Here is an 18,450-nt window from a genome sequence, read left to right on the forward strand (position 1 = left end):
GTCAGAGGGTGAGGGCGCCGATCACCAGCGCGGTGACGGCGTCCTGGTGGCCGGGCGTGTTCTGCCAGCGCAGCGCGCGCCCGGCCTCGACCACCACGCCGAAGCCGGCGTGCACCAGCAGCCGGGCCTGACGCGCGTCCAGCTCCGGCCGGACGGCGCGCAACTGCTGCTCCCAGACCGCGATGTGCTCGCGCTGGGCGAGGATCAGTGGCCGGCGCAGGCCGTCCGGCAGGCCGGCGATCTCCGCCTCGGCGACGTTGTTGAGCGCGTCGTGCTCGAACTTGTAGGCCACGTACGCCGCGGCCAGCGCCACCACCGCCTCCCGCGGGCCGGCCGCGTGCTCCAGGCTCCGGTCCACCGCCTGCGCGAGCAGCCCGGCGGCCTGCAGGCACGCCGCCACCAGGATGTCGACCTTGCCGGGATAGTGCCGGTAGATGGCCGACGGGGCGAGGCCCACCGCCTGCGCGATCTGCGCGTTCGTCACGTTGGCGAACCCGTCGCGGGCGAACAGCGGGATGGCCGCCGCCAGGATCTCGGCCCGCCGGGTCCGCGGCACCGGCGGGGCGGGCGGCTCGACCAGGCCGGCGCTGCCGGCGGCCGCCGACGGGTCGGTGGCCGCCACGTGCAGGGCCGAGCCGATCAGCAGGTCCTCGATCCGGCGCTGGGCGACGGAGGTGTGGTGCATGGTGATCGACCCGATGGCGCCGAGCGCCGCCACGGCCCGCAGCCGCGCGTCCGGGAGCGGGAACTCGGCGGCCACCAGCTCGGCGACCCGGCCGACCACCAGCTCGAACTTGGCCCGCAGCCGGCGGCGGTCGGCGGCCTCCAGGTAGCGGGCCTCCCATCGGTACAGCCCGCCGGACGCGCGATGCGCGACGGTCACCCGGGTGACGGCGGCGAACACGTCCCGCAGTGACCCGTCGGCGACCGACGAGACAGCCGCGACCAGGCGGTCCACCATGACGTCGGCGCACTCGGCGAACAGCGCGTACTTGTTGGGGAAGTGCCGGTACAGCGCGGCGGCGCTGATGCCCACCCCGGCGGCGATCTCCTCCATCGACGCGCCGTGATAACCGCGCTCGCTGAAGGCCTGGCCGGCGGCCTCGACGATGAGCTGTTTGCGGTTGTGCGGGCGGGTGGCCGAGGCCGGCCCGGCCGTCACCGCATCACCTGGCACCGGAGCATGAACGCTAGTCAATCACAGCGGCTCCGAGCCGTCCGGTGACCCAGTCGTGGAAGGCCCCGATGTGGTGCTCGGACGGAACCAGGACCCCACCCCGGGCGTACGCGCGCGAGCTCATCGCCGGCTGGCAGCGCTCACAGGCGGCGAAGTCCTGCACGTTGACCCGGTGGAACAGCTCCACCGAGCGGGACACGTCCCGGCCCGCCTCGACGACCTCACGGGAGTAGAGCCAGTCGCACTCGACGACGGTGCGGTCGGCGGCGGCCGGGTACATCCGGTGCAGGATGATGTGGTCGGGCACCAGGTTCACGAAGACCTGCGGCTTGATGGTGATCGCGTAGTAGCGGCGGTCCTGGTCGTCGCTCACCCCGGGCAGCTTCGCGAAGCCCTCGCTCCCGTCCACCGTGAAGCCCTGGACGCCGGCCCCGAACTCGGCGCCGTGACCCACGTAGTACTGGGCGGCGTACCCGTCGGCGAACTCCGGCAGCACCTCGGTCAGTTCCGGGTGGATGGTGGCGCAGTGGTAGCACTCCATGAAGTTCTCGACGATCAGCTTCCAGTTCGCCTTCACGTCGTAGGTGATGCGCCGGCCCACGTCGAGACGGTCGATGCCGTACGAGTCGATCGCGCCCAGGTCGCCGAGCCGCTCGGTGACGGCGCCCATCACGTCGCCGGAGAACGACGGCGGCTCGTCGGCCAGGCACACCCAGACGTATCCGATCCACTCCCGCAGGTGCACGCCGACGAGCCCGTACTCGACGCGGTCGACGTCCGGCATCCTGGTCAGGTTGGGCGCCGCGACGAGTCTGCCGTCCAGCCCGTAGGTCCACGCATGGTACGGGCACCGGATGGCCCGCCGCACCTCACCACCCGGTTCGGCGCACAGTTTCGCGCCCCGGTGCCGGCAGACGTTGAGGAAGGCGCGCAGCGCGCCGTCGCGGCCGCGGACGATGACGACGCTCTCCCGGCCGACGTCGACGGTCCGGAAGCTGCCCGGTTTCGGCAGGTCGGCGGAGCGCGCCGCGCAGAACCACATGGTCTCGAAGATCCGCGACTGCTCCAGCGCGAAGATCGCCGGGTCGGTGTAGTAGTGGCCGGGAAGGGTGGGGATGAGGCTTGCGGTCACGGCTGCCCCTCACGAGCGGATGCGTTCCATCTTCGGGTCGAACAGCGGCTCCGCCCGGACGGTCGCCGGCAGCCGCGCGCCGAAGTACTCGACGGCCACCGGGGTGCCCGGGGCGGTGAGCGACGCGGGCAGCCACGCGTACGCGACGGTGCGGCCGATGGTGTAGCCGTAGGAGGCGCTGGTGACGAAGCCGGCCGGGGCGCCGTCGGCGTACACCGGCTCCTTGCCCATCACGACGGCCGCGGGGTCGTCGAGGGTGAGGCAGGTGAGACGCCGAGCCGGTGCGGCGCGGCCGTCGAGGGCGCAACGCCCGATGAAGTCGCCCTTGTCCATCCGGACGGCGAAACCGAGCCCCGCCTCGTAGGGATCGTTTTCGGTCGTCATGTCGGTGCCCCAGGCGCGGTAGCCCTTCTCCAGCCGGAGACTGTTGAAGGCACTGCGCCCGGCCGCGATGATCCCGTGCCGCTGTCCCGCCGCCCAGAGCGTGTCCCAGAGCTTGAGTCCCAGGTCGGCCGAGGTGTAGAGCTCCCAACCGAGTTCGCCCACGTAGGAGAGCCGCATCGCGGTGACCGGCACCTCGCCGACGTAGGCCTGCCGCGCCCGGAAGTACTTGAACGCGGCGTTGGAGAAGTCGGCATCGGTCAGCGGCTGGACGACCTCGCGGGCCAGCGGACCCCACAGGCCGATGCAGCAGGTGCCACCGGTGATGTCCCGAAGCTGAACAGAATCGGGCAGGTGGCGCAGCATCCAGTCTTCGTCGAGTGGCCCGTTGGCACCGACCTGAAACGTCTGGTCGCCCAGCCGGGCCACGGTCAGGTCGCTGCGGACGCCCCCGCCGAAATCCAACATCAGGGTGTACGTGACGGAGCCGACCGGTTTGTCCACGTCGTTGGTCGTCAGGTACTGGAGGAAGCCGAGCGACCCCGGCCCGGACACCTCGAACCGTTTGAGCGGCGTCATGTCGTACATCGCGACGCGTTGCCGGGTGACGGCCGCCTCGGTGGCGGCGATCGGCGACCAGTAGCGGGCCGACCAGTCGTCGCGGGGCGGTGTCCCGGCCGGGGCGTTCGACGCGTACCAGTGCGGCCGCTCCCAGCCGGCGCCCTCCAGGAAGACCGCGCCCAGGTCCCGCTGCCGGGGGTGGAACGGGCTGGTCCGCAGGGGCCGCGGGTGTTCCATCGGCTGCAACGGATGGACCACGTCGTACACCTCGATGAAGTTCTGTTTGGCTCTCTCCTCGATGTAGCCCGGCGCCAGCTGCACGCGCTCGAACCGGTGCAGGTCGCACTCGTGCAGGTCGATGCCGGGGTTGCCGTCCACCAGCCACCGCGCGACGGCCCGGGCCACGCCGGCCGAGTGGGTGACCCACACCGCCTCGGCCACCCAGAACCCGGCGAGCTCCCGGTGCTCGCCGAGCAGCGGGAAGCCGTCGGCGGTGAAGGAGAAGACGCCGTTCATCCCCTCCTCGACCTCGGTGGCGGCCAGCCCCGGCAGCAGGGCGACACTGTCGCGCCAGGCCGGGGCGAAGTCGTCCGCGGTGAACTCCAGGACGCTCGGCATGACCGGCGCCTCAGCCGGGGAGAGGAATTCGCGCACCGGCATCGGGCGGTGGCCGTAGTAGCCGATGCCGAGACGGTCGCCGTGCTCCCGGAAGTAGAGATCCCGGTCCTGGTGCCGCAGGATGGGCCTGCTCGCCTCCAGGACCGGGTCGTTCACACCGGCCAGGGCGGGCACCGGGCCGGTCCTGGCGTACTGGTGGGCGAGCGGCAGCAGCGGCACGGTGAGCCCCACCATCCGGCCGATCTCCGGGCCCCAGAAACCGGCGGCGCACACCACCACGTCGGCCGGGAGGAAACCCTGATCCGTCTCGACACCGGTGACCCGGCCGCCGCGCTGCCCGACGCCGGTGACGGTGTGCCCGCCGAGGAAGCGGGCGCCGCGCCCGATCGCGCGGCGGGCCTGTGCCTGCACCGCGCGGACCGCGTGGGCCAGCCCGTCGGTGGGCACGTGGAATCCGCCGAGGATCCGGGCCGGGTCGAGCAACGGGTGCACGGCGGCGCACTCGGCCGGGTCGAGCAGCGCGGACTCGACACCCCATGAGGTGGCCAGGCCGTGCCGGCGTTCGAGGTCGTGCAGGCGGGCCTCGGTGGTGGCCACCTCCAGGCCGCCGACCTGCCGGAAGCACCACCGCCCGTCGAGGGTGAGGCCGCTGAGCTTCCCGACCGTGAAGGCGGCCAGCTCGGTCATGGTCTTCGACGGGTTCGTCTGGAAGACCAGGCCGGGGGCGTGCGAGCTGGAACCGCCCGGGGTGAACAGCGGGCCCTGGTCGACCACGGTGACGTCGGTCCAGCCGCGCTCGGTGAGCTCGTCCGCCAAGGCGCTGCCGACGACGCCGGCGCCGATGATGACTACGCGAGCAGGCTTGGCCATGGGATCCCTGCGTTTCGTGGAGCGCAACCGGATCTGGACTACGCAACAGCTTCAACGCATAGTCAGGCCCGCGTCAAGGCAGGAATCCCATTCGGCCGCTCACCTCGCCGGCCGCGGCGATCACCCGCTTCGCGATGTCCGGGAACGCCGCCGGGTCCAGCCGGTACGCCGGCCCGGAGACGCTGAGGGCGGCCAGCACCGAACCGTCGGCGCCACGGATCGGCGCGGCCACGGCGTTGAGGCCCACCTCGTACTCCTCGCTCGTGGACGCCCACCCCGCCGACCGGATCCCGTCCAGTTCGGCGGTCAGGTCGGCCGCGCCGGTGAGGGTGGCGGGGGTGAAGCGTTCGAGGGGACCGGCGAGCACCGCCACCCGGACCGCCTCCGGCGCGTGGGCGAGCAGCACCTTGCCGCTGGACGTGGCGTGCAGCGGCGTCTGCCGGCCGACCCAGTCGTAACTGGTCACCGAGGCGGCGCCCCGGCTCTGGGTGACGTTGACGGCACGGTTGCCGTCGAGGATGGCGATGTTGACGGTCTCCCCCACCTCGGCGGCGAGCCGGTCGCACACCTCGTGGCCCTGCCGGCTGAGGTCGAGCTGCGCGGCCACCGTACCGGCGAGACGGACCACGCCGAGGCCGAGGCGGTAGGTGCCGCGCTCCTGCGCCTGCTCGACGAAGCCCCGGCTCTCCAGAACGGCGAGCAGCCGGAACGCGGTGGACTTGTGCACGCCCAGCTCCCGGCCGATCTCGGTGACGCCGGCGCTGCGCCGCCGGGCCAGGATCTCCAGGATGCTCAAGGCGCGGTCCACGGACTGCACGAGGGCGGGACCCGGCTCGGACTCGTTGCTCATGGCGCAACACTAGGGGTTTCCGGCACGTTGCGAGTCGGAACAGGTCTTCTGTCCACTCTTGACTATCGATCAATACAACGACAGTCTGTTGCGGATCTCACTGACTGTTCCGTGTTCCACAACAGGGGGCGACAACCGGCGTGGAGAAAGTCGCGATCGTCGGGGCCACGCCGCGCCGCCGATCCCTCCCCGGCGAGATCATCCACATCGGAGCCGGGTCCCGCCACCCCTTCGGCCGCCCGCCGCCGCCCGGCGGGAGCCGGCCGAGATCGTTCACCCGGTGGCGCCGCCGGGTGCGTGCCGTGCCGCAGGAGGCCTGATGCTGCAGCCCGTGTGCCCGCTCAGCTCGATCCCCCCGGGAGAGGCGTACCGGTGGGAGACCGATCCGCCGGTGGCGATCTTCCACACCGAGGACGGGGAGGTCTTCGCCATCGACGACACCTGCACGCATCAGGACGCCTCGCTGGCCGACGGCTGGCTGGAGGGCTGCGAGGTGGAGTGCCCGCTGCACGGCTCCCGCTTCGACCTGCGCACCGGCGAGGCCGACGCGCCGCCCGCGAGCAGGCCGGTCCGCACCCACCGGGTCGAGGTGACCGACGGCGTCGTCCACGTGGCGCTCGCCGGGGAGGCCCGGCCATGAGGTACGACTTCGTGATCGTCGGCGGCGGTTCGGCCGGCTCCGCGCTCGCCGCCCGGCTCTCCGCCGACCCGGGCAACCGGGTGCTCGTGCTGGAGGCGGGACGGCCGGACTACCCGTGGGACGTCTTCATCCACATGCCGGCGGCGCTCACCTTCCCGATCGGCAGCCGGTTCTACGACTGGAAGTACGAGTCGGAGCCCGAACCGCACATGTACGGCCGGCGCGTCTACCACGCCCGGGGCAAGGTCCTCGGCGGGTCGAGCAGCATCAACGGCATGATCTTCCAGCGGGGCAATCCGCTGGACTACGAGCGCTGGGCCGCCGACGAAGGCATGGCCGACTGGGACTACGCGCACTGCCTGCCGTACTTCAAACGGATGGAGTCGTGCCTGGCCGCCGACCCGGACGACCCGTACCGGGGGCACGACGGGCCGCTGGTGCTGGAACGCGGCCCCGGCACGAACCCGCTCTTCGGGGCCATGCTGGAGGCGAGCCGGCAGGCCGGTTACGCCGCCACCGACGACGTCAACGGCGAGCGCCAGGAGGGCTTCGCCCTCTTCGACCGCAACATCCGGCGGGGGCGGCGGCTCTCCGCGGCGCGCGCCTACCTGCATCCCGCCATGACCAGACCCAATCTGACGGTACGCACCCGCACGCTCGTCTCCCGCGTCCTGTTCGACGGCGAGCGGGCGGTCGGCGTCGAGTACACGACCCGCCGTGGTGGTCCCCCGCACCGGGTGTACGCCGGTGAGGTCATCCTCTGCGGTGGGGCGATCAACACCCCGCAGGTGCTGCAACTGTCCGGGATCGGCAACGCGCGCGAACTGTCCGCACTCGGCGTCACCCCGGTCCACGACCTGCCCGGCGTCGGCGAGAACCTCCAGGACCACCTGGAGGTGTACGTCCAGTACGCCTGCACCCGGCCGGTGTCGGTGCAGCCGTACCTGAAATGGCGGCACCGGCCGTGGATCGGCGCGCGGTGGCTGTTCCTGCGCAGCGGCCCGGCCGCGACCAACCACTTCGAGGCGGGCGGGTTCGTCCGCTCCAACGACACCGTCGCGTACCCGAACCTGATGTTCCACTTCCTGCCGATCGCGGTCCGCTACGACGGCTCGGCGCCGGCCGGCGGGCACGGGTATCAGGTGCACGTCGGACCGATGTACTCCGACGCCCGGGGCAGCGTGAAGATCGTCAGCCGGGATCCGCGGGAGCATCCGGCGCTGCGGTTCAACTACCTGTCCACCGATCAGGACCGGCGGGAGTGGGTGGAGGCGGTCCGGGTGGCGCGGAACATCCTGAACCAGCCGGCGCTGGACGCGTACAACGGCGGTGAGATCTCCCCCGGGCCGGCGGTCGAGTCGGACGAGGAGATCCTCGACTGGGTGAGGCGGGAGGGCGAGACCGCGCTGCACCCGTCCTGTACGGCCAGGATGGGGGTCGACGGGATGTCGGTGGTCGATCCGGGGAGCATGCGGGTGCACGGGGTCGGCGGGCTGCGGGTCGTCGACGCCTCGGTGATGCCCTACGTCACCAACGGCAACATCTACGCCCCGGTGATGATGATCGCCGAGAAGGCCGCCGACCTGATCCTCGGCAACACGCCTCTCGCCGCGGAACCGGCGCCGTTCTTCCGGCAGGGAAGCACATGAGCGAGCTTGCGAGCGAATCGGTCAGCTCAGATTTGAACTCATTGCGACGCCGGAGCGCAGCGGAGGTGGCGCAATGAGCGCCACCCGGGAGATCCGCAACCCGGCCGACGGCAGCGTCGTCGCCACGGTTGCCGAGCACACCCGTGCCGACACGCTCGCCGCGATCGCGGTGGCCCGGCGGGCGTTCGACGAGGGCCCGTGGCCGCACACGCCGGCGGTCGAGCGGGGCGACCTGCTGCACCGGGTGGCCGCCCTGATCGACCGGGACGCGGCGGTCCTGGCCCGCGCCGAATCGCTCGACACCGGCAAACGGCTGGTGGAGAGCGAGTACGACATGGCGGACGTGGCGAAGGCGTTCCGCTGGTTCGCGGGCATCGCGGCGGCCGACGCGGGCCGGGTCGTCGAGACCGGGCGCACCGACGCGATCAGCCGGGTCGTGCACGAGCCGGTCGGCGTGTGCGGGCTGATCACGCCGTGGAACTACCCGCTGCTGCAGACGTCCTGGAAGGTGGCCCCCGCGCTGGCCGCCGGGAACACGTTCGTCCTGAAGCCCAGCGAGCTGACCCCGTCGACGGCGATCCGGCTGATGGGGCTGCTGGCCGAGGCGGGGCTGCCGGACGGGGTGGCGAACCTGGTGCTCGGCGCCGGGCCCGAGGTGGGCGCGCCGCTGGCCGAGGACCCGCGCGTCGACCTGGTCTCGTTCACCGGCAGTCTGGCCACCGGCCGGGCGCTGATGGGCGCGGCTGCCGCCACGGTGAAACGGGTGGCCCTGGAACTCGGCGGCAAGAACCCGAACGTGGTGTTCGCCGACGCCGACGTCGAGACCGCGGTGGACTTCGCGCTCACCGCGGTCTTCCTGCACTCGGGGCAGGTGTGCTCGGCCGGGGCGCGGCTGATCGTCGAGGAGCCGCTGCACGGCGCGTTCGTGGACGCGATCGTGGAGCGGGCCGCGCGGATCCGGCTGGGCGGCCCGTTCGACCCGGACGCGGAGACCGGGCCGCTGATCTCGGCCGCCCACCTGGAGAAGGTCGAGAGGTACGTGGCGGCCGGGATCGCCGAGGGCGCGGTGCTGCGCTGCGGCGGGCGGCGGCCGGACGACCCGGCGCTGGCCGGCGGCTTCTACTACCCGCCCACGGTGCTCGACGGCTGCCGGTCCGGGATGAGCGTGGTGACCGAGGAGTCGTTCGGGCCGGTGCTCACCGTGGAGACGTTCTCCGGCGAGGACGAGGCGGTGCGGATCGCCAACGACACCCACTACGGGCTGGCCGGGGCGGTGTGGACGCGCGACGCCGGGAAGGCGCAGCGGGTCGCCGGCCGGCTGCGGCACGGCACCGTCTGGATCAACGACTACCACCCGTACGTGCCGCAGGCGGAGTGGGGCGGGTTCAAGCAGTCCGGTGTCGGCCGCGAACTGGGCCCGCGCGGCCTGGACGAGTACCGCGAGGCCAAACACGTCTGGCAGAACATCGACCCCCGTCCGCAGCACTGGTTCCGTCCGTAGCCTTTCCGTTCTCGACATTGGAGTCGCAACGATGACCACCGAGGCCGTCATCTCGGTCCGGGACCTGTGGAAGGTGTTCGGGCCCAAGGCGGACCGGGTGCCGCGCTCGGCCGAGCTGGCGGCGCTGTCCCGGCGGGAGCTGATCGACCGGACCGGCTGCACGGCCGCGGTCCGCCAGGTGTCGTTCGACGTGGCGCCCGGTGAGGTCTTCGTGGTCATGGGCCTGTCCGGGTCCGGCAAGTCGACGCTGGTCCGCTGCCTGACCCGGCTCGTCGAACCGACCGCCGGGAAGGTGGTGTTCGAGGGCGAGGACATCCTGAACGCCGGCCGCAGACGGCTGCGGGACCTGCGGCGGCACAAGTTCTCGATGGTGTTCCAGAACTTCGGGCTGCTGCCGTACCGGCAGGTCGTCGACAACGTGGCGTACGGGCTGGAGATCCGTGGCGCGGGCCGGGCCGAACGGGAGCGCCGGGCCCGGGAGGTCATCGAGCTGGTCGGCCTGGACGGGTACGAGCACAGCTACCCCGACGAGCTGTCCGGCGGCATGCAGCAGCGGGTCGGCCTGGCCCGGGCGCTGGCCGTCGACCCGGACGTGCTCTATTTCGACGAGCCGTTCTCGGCGCTGGACCCGCTGATCCGCCGGGACATGCAGAACGAGGTCATCCGGCTGCACCGCGAGGTCGGCAAGACGATGGTGTTCATCACCCACGACCTGTCCGAGGCGCTGAAGCTGGGCGACCGGATCCTGATCATGCGGGACGGCGCGGCGGTGCAGTGCGGCACCGGCGACGACCTGGTCGGCGCGCCGGCCGACGACTACGTGCGCGACTTCGTCCGGGACGTGCCGAAGTCGCACGTGCTCACGCTGCGCTGGGTGATGCGGCAGCCCCGCCCGGACGACGCCCTGGACGGCCCGGAACTGGGCCCCGATGTGATCGTCCGCGACGCGGTCCGGACCGTTCTCGCGGCGAGCGCGCCGGTCCGGGTGGTGCAGGACGGGACACTTCTCGGCGTCGTCACCGGCGAACGGATCCTGACCGTCGTCACCGGCGCGGAGGCGACCGTCTGATGGCCGCCACGACGATCGCCGCGCCACCGGCGGCCCGTCGCCGGATCGGCCGGCCGGTGCTGGTGGCGGCGGTGCTGCTCGCCTGGGTGGTGCTGTGGATCCCGGTACGCGGCATGCACACGCTCGGCCTCTCCCCCGCCGACCTGACCCCGCTGCACCGATGGCTCAACGACGTCAACGACACGGTCGGCGCCGACCGGAACTCCAGCCCGGTGTTCCTGTACTTCTTCAACGAGATCCGGGCCGGCATCGACGCCCTGGTCACGTTCCTGCAGGACCTGATCGCACAGCCGTCCTTCGGGCGCCCGGTTCCGGTGCTGGGCTGGCTCGGGGTGGTGGCGCTCGTCGCGTACGCCTCCTGGGTCTTCGGGAATTGGCGCGTAGCGCTGCTGGCGGCCGGCGGGTTCGTGTTCCTCGGCTTGCAGGGCCTGTGGACCGAGAGCATGGACACGCTGGCGCTGACGGTCGCGGCGGTGCTGATCTCGCTGCTGGTCGGCATCCCGCTGGGGATCTGGGCGGGACTGTCGGACCGGTTCCACCGGCTGATCACCCCGGCGCTGGATTTCATGCAGACCATGCCGACGTTCGTCTACCTGGCCCCGCTCACGCTGCTGTTCCTGATCGGCCCGGCGTCGGCGGCGATCGCGACGCTGATCTACGCGATGCCGCCCGCCATCCGGCTCACCGCGCACGGCATCCGCTCGGTGCCCCGCTCGGCGGTGGAGGCGACCGAGTCGCTCGGCGCGACCGGCCGGCAGACGCTCACCGGGGTGCTGCTGCCGCTGTCCAAGCGCACCATCGTGCTCGGCGTCAACCAGACGATCATGGCGGCGCTGTCGATGGTCACCATCGCGGCGCTCATCGACGCGCCCGGCCTGGGCAAGTCGGTGGTCAAGGCGTTGCAGACCCTGGACGTGGGCGCCGCGTTCAACGCCGGCCTCGCGATCGTGGTGCTGGCCATCGTGCTGGACCGGGTCACGACGGCCGCCGGCGACCGGGCCCGCCGGACCGGGCCGGCCTCCCGCGCACGCCGGCCGCTGGTGGCCGGTCTCGGGCTGCTGACCGCGGTCTGCTGCTACCTGTCCCACACGTACGTGTGGGCCGCCGAGTTCCCGGACACCTACCGGATCGGCGGCCCGATCGCGCGCGGCGCCGAGACGGCCACCGTCTGGGCCCAGGACGAGCTGTTCACCGTCACCGAGGCGGTCAAGAACCTGGTCACCGCCGTCCTGCTGAACCCGCTGCAGGCGCTGCTCGCCGAGTCACCGTGGTGGCTGGCCGGCGCGGTCGCGGTGGTGCTCGCCGCGCTGATCGGCGGGTTGCGGGCCGCGCTCACCACGACCGCCTGCGTGGCGCTGCTGATCGGCACCGGGCTGTGGCAGGACAGCATGACCACGCTGGCCATGACGATCGTGGCGACGCTGCTGGTGATGGTGCTCGGTGTGGTCGTCGGCGTGTGGATGGGCCGCAACCGGCACGTGGACCGGATCCTGCGCCCGGTTCTGGACGCCGGTCAGACCATGCCGGCGTTCGTCTACCTGGTGCCGTTCGTGGCCCTCTTCGCGGCCACCCGGTTCACCGCGATCGTGGCGGCGGTGGTGTTCGCCGCCCCGGTCGCCATCAAGATCGTCGCGGACGGCGTGCGCGGCATCCCGGCCACCACGGTCGAGGCCGCCACCGCCGCCGGATCCAGCACCTGGCAACTGATCACCAAGGTGCAGTTGCCGATGGCCCGGCGGTCGCTGACGCTCGCCGCCAACCAGGGCCTCATCTACGTGCTGTCCATGGTCGTGGTCGGCGGTCTGGTCGGAGCCGGCGCGCTCGGCTACGACGTGGTCGCCGGCTTCTCCCAGGGCCAGTTGTACGGCAAGGGCCTCGCGGCCGGGGCGGCCATCGTGCTGCTCGGGATCATGCTCGCCCGCGCCTCTTCCCCCTCGAAAACCAGGAAAGGTCACTGAACAATGAAACTGACGCGCATCACGGCGGCAGCCGCGATCACCGCGCTCGCCCTGACCGCCTGCGGCGGTGAGAAGGTCGGCGAGACGGCGGCGGCACCCGGTGCGTCCGCCGGCGCGCCCGCCTGCGGGAGCTTCAACCTGGCCGTCAACCCGTGGGTCGGCTACGAGGCCACGGCGGCGGTCATCGCGTACGTCGCGGAGAAGGATCTCGGTTGCACGGTGACCAAGAAGGACCTCAAGGAGGAGATCGCCTGGCAGGGCTTCGGCACCGGCGAGGTGGACGCGATCGTCGAGAACTGGGGTCACGACGACCTGAAGAAGAAGTACATCGACGAGCAGAAGACGGCGGTGGCCGCCGGGTCGACCGGCAACAAGGGCATCATCGGCTGGTACGTGCCGCCGTGGATGGCCGAGAAGTACCCGGACATCCTCGACCACAAGAACCTCAACAAGTACGCGTCGCAGTTCAAGACCTCCGAGTCCGGTGACAAGGGCCAGCTCCTCGACGGCGACCCGTCGTTCGTCACCAACGACGAGGCGCTGGTGAAGAACCTGAAGCTGAACTACAAGGTGGTGTACGCCGGCAGCGAGACCGCGCTGATCACGGCGTTCCGGCAGGCCGAGGCGAAGAAGACGCCGCTGATCGGCTACTTCTACGAGCCGCAGTGGTTCCTGGCCGAGGTGCCGCTCAAGAAGGTGAGCCTGCCGCCGTACACGGCCGGCTGTGACGCCGACGCCGCGAAGGTCGCCTGCGACTACCCCGAGTACGACCTCGACAAGATCGTCAGCAAGAAGTTCGCCGACGCCAACGGCCCGGCCTACCAGCTGGTCAAGAACTTCTCGTGGACCAACGAGGACCAGAACACGGTCGCCAAGTACATCGCCCAGGACAAGATGTCCGCCGCCGACGCCGCCGAGAAGTGGGTCGAGGCGAACCCGGACAAGGTGAAGGCGTGGCTGGGCAAGTAGTCCACCCCGACCGGTTGTGGCGTAACCCGGAACCCGCCGCCGCCTACGACGTGATCGTCGTGGGCGGCGGCGGGCACGGCCTCGCCACCGCCTACTACCTGGCGAAGAACCACGGGATCACCAGCGTGGCGGTGCTGGAGCGGGGCTGGCTCGCGGGCGGCAACATGGCCCGCAACACCACGATCATCCGGTCCAACTATCTGTGGGACGAGAGCGCCGGCATCTACGAGCACTCGCTGAAACTGTGGGAGGGGCTCGAGGAGGAGCTCGGCTACCCGATCCAGTTCAGCCGGCGGGGAGTGCTGAACCTGGCGCACAGCATGCAGGACGTCCGGGACGGGGTACGCCGGGTGCACGCCAACCGGCTCAACGGGATCGACGCCGAATGGCTCACCCCCGAGCAGGTGCGCGACGTGTGCGGCATCGTCAACATCTCACCGGACGTGCGCTACCCGGTGCTCGGCGCGACCTACCAGCCGCGGGCCGGGATCGCCAAGCACGACTACGTGGCCTGGGGGTACGCGCGGGCCGCCGACGCGCTCGGTGTGGATCTCATCCAGGACTGCGAGGTGACCGGCCTTCGCATCAGCGGGGGCCGGGTCACCGGCGTGCACACCAGCCGCGGCACGATCGGGGCGGGCCGGGTGGCGCTGAGCGCGGCCGGGCACACCTCGGTGGTGGCGGCGACCGCCGGGATCGACCTGCCGTTGCAGAGCCACCCGTTGCAGGCGCTCGTGTCCGAGCTGCTGGAGCCGGTGCACCCGACGGTCGTCATGTCGAACGCCGTGCACGTCTACGTCAGCCAGGCGCACAAGGGCGAACTGGTGATGGGCGCCGGCATCGACACCTGGAACGGGTACGGCCAGCGCGGCGCCTTCCACATCATCGAGCGGCAGATGTCGGCGGCGCTGGAGCTGTTCCCGTTCTTCGCCCGGGCGCACGTGCTGCGCACCTGGGCCGGGATCGTGGACGTCACCCCGGACGCCTCCCCGATCGTCGGGTTGTCTCCGGTCGACGGCCTCTACCTGAACTGCGGGTGGGGCACCGGTGGGTTCAAGGCCACCCCCGGGGTGGGCTGGTGCTTCGCGCACACGGTGGCGCACGGCGAGCCCCACCCGCTGAACGCCCCGTTCAGCCTGGAGCGTTTCGTCACCGGAGCGCTCGTCGACGAGCACGGCGCCGCCGCGGTCGCCCACTGAGCTGCGAGGAACCATCTTGATGCTGCTGCCCTGCCCCTGGTGCGGGCCACGTGACGAGTCCGAGTTCCACTACGGCGGCCAGGCGGGGGTGGCGTATCCGGCCGACCCGGACGCGCTCTCCGACGAGCAGTGGGCCCGGTACCTGTTCTTCCGCGACAACCCGAGGGGCCCGTTCCGGGAGCGGTGGTGCCACAGCGCCGGCTGCCGTCGCTGGTTCACCCTGGTCCGCGACACGGTCACCAACGAGGTGCTGCCATGAGCGAGCTTGCGAGCGAATCAGTCGGCTCAGGTTTGAACTCATGGCGGCGCCGGAGCGAAGCGGAGGTGACGCCATGAGCCAGCCGTTTCGGCTCGACCGGGGTGGGCTCGTGGACCGGGACAGCTCGCCGGCGTTCCTGTTCGACGGCCGGGAGTACGAGGGCCACCGCGGTGACACGCTCGCGTCGGCGCTGCTGGCCAACGGCGTGCACCGCGTGTCGTCGGGCATCCGGACCGGGCGCCCGCGCGGCATCTTCGCCGCCGGCGCCGAGGAGCCGAACGCGATCGTGCAGATCGACGAGCCGTTCCCGGAGCCGATGCTGACGGCCACCACCGTCGAGCTGTACGACGGCCTGGTGGCCCACGGTCTGCGCGGCCGGGGGCGGCTCGCCGGGGATCCCGATCCGGGCCGGTACGACGCCGTGCACGCGCACTGCGACGTCCTGGTGGTCGGGGCCGGGCCGGCCGGGCTGGCCGCCGCCGCGGTGGCCGCCTCGTCGGGGGCCCGGGTCGTCGTGGTCGACGACCAGATCCGGGCGGGCGGCGGCCTTCTCGGCTCCGGGGAGCACCTGGACTGGGTGGACGCGGTGGTGGCGGACCTGGCGGCCGCCCCCGAGGCGCGGCTGCTGACCCGGACCACGGCGTTCGGCTACTACGACGACAACTACGTGGTGGCGGTCCAGCGGCGGCCGGGGCTGCCGGCGCACCGGGCCCGGGAGCGGATCTGGCGGATCCGGGCCCGCCGGGTGGTGCTCGCCACCGGGGCGTACGAGCGGTCGCTGGCGTTCGCCGACAACGACCGGCCGGGGGTGATGCTGGCCGGGGCGGCCCGCACCTACGTCAACCGGTACGCGGTGCTGCCCGGCCGCCGTGCCGTGGTGCTGACCACCAACGACAGCGCCTACGCCGTGGCCCGGGATCTGCGCGCCGCCGGTGTGGAGATCGCCGCGATCGCCGATCTGCGGCCCGGCGGTGGCCCCGGCGCGGACGGGTTCGAGGTCCTGCCCGGCTGGGTGGTCGGCACGGTGGCGGGGCGGGATCGGGTGGAGGCGGTGACGTTGCGGTCCCCCGGCGGGACCGAGCGCCGGCTGGAGGCCGACCTGCTGCTGGTGTCCGGCGGCTGGAATCCGGTGGGCGCGCTGTTCAGCCAGGCGGGTGGGCGTCTGGCCTACGACCCCGGGCTGGCCGCCTTCCGCCCGGACGGGGGCTGCCGGCAGGCGCTGGAGGTCGCCGGGGCGGCTTCGGGCGCGTACCCGCTGAGGGATTGTCTGGAGCAGGGGGCCGCGGCCGGAAGGCGCGCCGCGGAGGCCGCCGGTCTCGTGGCCGGCGAGGTGGTGCTGCCGGAGCCGGCGGAGCCCGCGGGCACGCCGCCGATCGCGGTCTGGACGCTGCCCGGCGGGGATCCGGCCGCGCAGTGGGTGGATCTGCAACGGGACGTGACCGTGGCCGATCTGGCGCGGGCCACCGGGACCGGGATGCGCTCGGCCGAGCACGTGAAGCGGTACACCACCGCGGGGACCGCGCACGATCAGGGCAAGACGTCCGGGACGCTGACCAGCGGGGTGACCGCGGAGCTGCTCGGGGTGGAGGTCGGCGCGCTGGGCGGCACGACGTTCCGGCCGCCGTTCGTGCCGGTGACGTTCGCGGCGCTGGCCGGCCGGGACCGGGGGATGCTGTTCGATCCGGTCCGGGTCACCGCCCTGCACGCGTGGCACGAGGCGAACGGCGCGCTGTTCGAGAACGTCGGCCAGTGGAAGCGGCCCTGGTACTACCCGCGTGCGGGCGAGGACATGGTCACCGCGGTGCTGCGCGAGTGCCGGGCCGCCCGGGAGGGCGTGGCGATGATGGACGCCTCCACACTCGGCAAGATCGACGTGCGGGGCCCGGACGCCGCGCTGTTCCTGGACCGTCTCTACACCAACATGATCAGCACGCTGGCGCCCGGCGCGATCCGGTACGGCGTGATGTGCCGCCCGGACGGCATGGTCTTCGACGACGGCACCGTGATCCGCCTGGCCGGGGAGCATTTCCTGGTCACCACGACGACCGGCAACGCGGCAGCGGTCCTCGACTGGATGGAGGAGTGGCTGCAGACCGAGTGGCCGCATCTGCGGGTCCACTGCACGTCGGTGACCGAGCAGTGGGCCACCGTGGCGCTGGCCGGCCCGCGTTCCCGGGAGGTGCTGGGCGCGCTGGCGCCGGATCTCGACGTGAGCCGGGACGGGTTCGGCTTCATGACGTGGCGCGACGCCACGGTCGCCGGCCTGAGCGCGCGGGTCTGCCGGATCAGTTTCTCCGGCGAGCTGGCCTACGAGATCAACGTGAGCTGGTGGGACGCCGTGACGCTGTGGGAGGCGCTGCTGGCGGCGGGCGCCCCGTTCGGCATCACGCCCTACGGCACCGAGGCGATGCACGTGCTCCGCGCGGAGAAGGGCTACCCGATCATCGGCCAGGACACCGACGGCACGGTCACCCCGCACGATCTGGGGCTGGGCTGGGCGGTCTCGCGCAAGAAGGCCGATTTCACCGGCCGCAGATCCTTCTCCCGTACGGACACCGCGCGCCCGGACCGCAAGCAGCTCGTCGGGCTGCTCCCCGACGACGGAACCCTGCTGCCGGAGGGTTCGCACCTGCTGGCCGCCCCCGGCGAGACCTCGGCTCTCGGGCATGTGACCTCGTCGTACCACAGTGCCGCGCTGGGCCGGACGTTCGCGCTCGCCCTGGTCCGCGGCGGCCGCGGTCTGCTGGGCCGGACGTTGTGGGCGACCCTCGACGACGGTCTGACGCCGGTGACGGTCACCGGTTCGGTTCTCTACGACCCGGAAGGAGCCCGGCGCGATGGCTGAGCGGAGGTCTCCTCTCGGTGGCGCCGCCGACCGGTTGGCGGCGGTGGCGGACGCGACCGGGGGCGCGGTGACGGTGGCCGAGGTGCCGTTCCTGACGCAGCTGTCGGTGCGGGTCTTCCCGGCGGTTCTGCCGTCCGGCGATGTGAGCGTTCTCCAACTCGGTCCGGACGAATGGTTGACGGTCGGCCCGCCGGGCGGTGCCACGGAACTCGCGGGTCTGTCCGTGGTGGACGTCTCGGCCCAGCGCACCACGGTGGCGGTGGGCGGCTCGCGGGTGCTCGACCTGCTGGCCATGGGTTGCGCTCTGGACCTGCATCCGCGCGTCTTCCGGGTGGGTGACTGTGCACAGACCACGATGGCTCATGCGCCGGTGGTGATCTGGCGGCGGGAGGCGGGGTACTCGATTCTGGTGCGTGCGTCTTTCGCGGCGCATCTGGCCGAGTGGCTTCTCGACGCCGCGCAGGAATTCACCGACGGTGACTGATAGCGCTCCCATAACACGATGCGTGACGACGAAAACCGGTTTCGAGGTTGCACCATCGTAAATTTCGGTCCGCGGTGTTGACCATCAAGGACGAAGAGAAGATTCTGTTGCGGCGGTCGCGGAAGATCAGGTCGATTCCCGGCGACCGCTACTCCACCGCGCCGTCTCGCACTTCGCACAACTAACTTTACTGATCGACCCTAGTGAATCGACTGCCCGGCCGTGAGCACGCCGCGCCGGCGGTCGGCAGAGGAGCTGATCGCTTGTCCGTCCACGCTGAGGGCGCCG

General features: G+C 71.8%; 14 protein-coding genes. 10 read left to right on the forward strand and 4 right to left on the reverse strand.

Annotation, left to right across the window (positions count from 1 at the left end; genetic code table 11):
* Window position 1: 1 nt before the first annotated feature.
* From AB0I88_RS28945 to AB0I88_RS28960, 4 genes are all read right to left on the reverse strand, one after another.
* Window positions 2-1,162, reverse strand: a complete 1,161-nt coding sequence (locus tag AB0I88_RS28945; RefSeq protein ID WP_361031363.1) for a TetR family transcriptional regulator — start codon at window positions 1,160-1,162, stop codon at window positions 2-4.
* Window positions 1,163-1,190: 28 nt separating this feature from the next.
* Entirely contained in the window at window positions 1,191-2,309 is a 1,119-nt protein-coding gene (locus tag AB0I88_RS28950) for an aromatic ring-hydroxylating dioxygenase subunit alpha (RefSeq protein WP_361031366.1), read from the reverse strand.
* Window positions 2,310-2,318: 9 nt separating this feature from the next.
* Window positions 2,319-4,739, reverse strand: a complete 2,421-nt coding sequence (locus tag AB0I88_RS28955; protein WP_361031369.1) for an FAD-dependent oxidoreductase — start codon at window positions 4,737-4,739, stop codon at window positions 2,319-2,321.
* A 73-nt stretch (window positions 4,740-4,812) separates the two neighbouring features.
* The gene (locus AB0I88_RS28960; protein WP_361031372.1) at window positions 4,813-5,589 is read right to left on the reverse strand and encodes an IclR family transcriptional regulator; all 777 of its coding nucleotides are present in this window, start codon (window positions 5,587-5,589) and stop codon (window positions 4,813-4,815) included.
* Window positions 5,590-5,908: 319 nt separating this feature from the next.
* Between AB0I88_RS28960 and AB0I88_RS28965 the strand changes: the two genes are divergently transcribed.
* The 10 genes from AB0I88_RS28965 to AB0I88_RS29010 all read left to right on the forward strand — a co-directional run bounded on the left by AB0I88_RS28965 (window position 5,909) and on the right by AB0I88_RS29010 (window position 18,162).
* Window positions 5,909-6,229 (forward strand): bifunctional 3-phenylpropionate/cinnamic acid dioxygenase ferredoxin subunit, encoded by a 321-nt coding sequence (locus AB0I88_RS28965; protein WP_361031375.1) that lies wholly within the window; start codon window positions 5,909-5,911, stop codon window positions 6,227-6,229.
* The gene (gene betA / locus AB0I88_RS28970) at window positions 6,226-7,878 is read left to right on the forward strand and encodes a choline dehydrogenase (RefSeq protein ID WP_361031378.1); all 1,653 of its coding nucleotides are present in this window, start codon (window positions 6,226-6,228) and stop codon (window positions 7,876-7,878) included. The genes AB0I88_RS28965 and betA overlap by 4 nt, the downstream gene beginning before the upstream one ends.
* 73 nt (window positions 7,879-7,951) lie before the next feature.
* Complete coding sequence (locus AB0I88_RS28975; RefSeq protein WP_361031381.1) at window positions 7,952-9,379, forward strand: aldehyde dehydrogenase family protein; 1,428 nt, start codon at window positions 7,952-7,954, stop codon at window positions 9,377-9,379.
* A 31-nt stretch (window positions 9,380-9,410) separates the two neighbouring features.
* Window positions 9,411-10,448 carry a betaine/proline/choline family ABC transporter ATP-binding protein gene (locus AB0I88_RS28980; RefSeq protein WP_361031384.1) on the forward strand — a complete coding sequence of 346 codons (1,038 nt, stop codon included), beginning with the start codon at window positions 9,411-9,413 and terminating at the stop codon, window positions 10,446-10,448.
* Window positions 10,448-12,406 carry an ABC transporter permease subunit gene (locus AB0I88_RS28985; protein WP_361031387.1) on the forward strand — a complete coding sequence of 653 codons (1,959 nt, stop codon included), beginning with the start codon at window positions 10,448-10,450 and terminating at the stop codon, window positions 12,404-12,406. The genes AB0I88_RS28980 and AB0I88_RS28985 overlap by 1 nt, the downstream gene beginning before the upstream one ends.
* 3 nt (window positions 12,407-12,409) lie before the next feature.
* Entirely contained in the window at window positions 12,410-13,375 is a 966-nt protein-coding gene (locus AB0I88_RS28990) for an ABC transporter substrate-binding protein (protein WP_361031390.1), read from the forward strand.
* Complete coding sequence (locus AB0I88_RS28995; protein WP_361031393.1) at window positions 13,360-14,574, forward strand: sarcosine oxidase subunit beta family protein; 1,215 nt, start codon at window positions 13,360-13,362, stop codon at window positions 14,572-14,574. Before AB0I88_RS28990 ends, AB0I88_RS28995 begins: the two co-directional genes overlap by 16 nt.
* A gap of 19 nt (window positions 14,575-14,593) precedes the next feature.
* Window positions 14,594-14,833: a sarcosine oxidase subunit delta gene (locus tag AB0I88_RS29000; RefSeq protein WP_361031396.1), complete on the forward strand. Its 240-nt coding sequence runs from the start codon at window positions 14,594-14,596 to the stop codon at window positions 14,831-14,833.
* A 73-nt stretch (window positions 14,834-14,906) separates the two neighbouring features.
* Window positions 14,907-17,678, forward strand: a complete 2,772-nt coding sequence (locus AB0I88_RS29005) for a 2Fe-2S iron-sulfur cluster-binding protein (protein ID WP_361031399.1) — start codon at window positions 14,907-14,909, stop codon at window positions 17,676-17,678.
* On the forward strand, window positions 17,671-18,162 hold the full coding sequence (locus tag AB0I88_RS29010) for a sarcosine oxidase subunit gamma family protein (protein WP_361031401.1): 492 nt from the start codon (window positions 17,671-17,673) through the stop codon (window positions 18,160-18,162). Before AB0I88_RS29005 ends, AB0I88_RS29010 begins: the two co-directional genes overlap by 8 nt.
* Window positions 18,163-18,450: the final 288 nt, after the last annotated feature.

It is taken from the genome of Actinoplanes sp. NPDC049802, assembly GCF_040656595.1.
GTDB lineage: Bacteria > Actinomycetota > Actinomycetes > Mycobacteriales > Micromonosporaceae > Actinoplanes.

Excerpts from the sequence above, each read along its gene's own strand:
- AB0I88_RS28955 (WP_361031369.1), bottom strand. The coding sequence starts at position 4,739 with ATGGCCAAGCCTGCTCGCGTAGTCATCATCGGCGCCGGCGTCGTCGGC.
- AB0I88_RS28960 (WP_361031372.1), bottom strand. The coding sequence starts at position 5,589 with ATGAGCAACGAGTCCGAGCCGGGTCCCGCCCTCGTGCAGTCCGTGGAC.
- AB0I88_RS28965 (WP_361031375.1), top strand. The coding sequence starts at position 5,909 with ATGCTGCAGCCCGTGTGCCCGCTCAGCTCGATCCCCCCGGGAGAGGCG.
- betA (WP_361031378.1), top strand. The coding sequence starts at position 6,226 with ATGAGGTACGACTTCGTGATCGTCGGCGGCGGTTCGGCCGGCTCCGCG.
- AB0I88_RS28975 (WP_361031381.1), top strand. The coding sequence starts at position 7,952 with ATGAGCGCCACCCGGGAGATCCGCAACCCGGCCGACGGCAGCGTCGTC.
- AB0I88_RS28980 (WP_361031384.1), top strand. The coding sequence starts at position 9,411 with ATGACCACCGAGGCCGTCATCTCGGTCCGGGACCTGTGGAAGGTGTTC.
- AB0I88_RS28985 (WP_361031387.1), top strand. The coding sequence starts at position 10,448 with ATGGCCGCCACGACGATCGCCGCGCCACCGGCGGCCCGTCGCCGGATC.
- AB0I88_RS28990 (WP_361031390.1), top strand. The coding sequence starts at position 12,410 with ATGAAACTGACGCGCATCACGGCGGCAGCCGCGATCACCGCGCTCGCC.
- AB0I88_RS29000 (WP_361031396.1), top strand. The coding sequence starts at position 14,594 with ATGCTGCTGCCCTGCCCCTGGTGCGGGCCACGTGACGAGTCCGAGTTC.
- AB0I88_RS29005 (WP_361031399.1), top strand. The coding sequence starts at position 14,907 with ATGAGCCAGCCGTTTCGGCTCGACCGGGGTGGGCTCGTGGACCGGGAC.
- AB0I88_RS29010 (WP_361031401.1), top strand. The coding sequence starts at position 17,671 with ATGGCTGAGCGGAGGTCTCCTCTCGGTGGCGCCGCCGACCGGTTGGCG.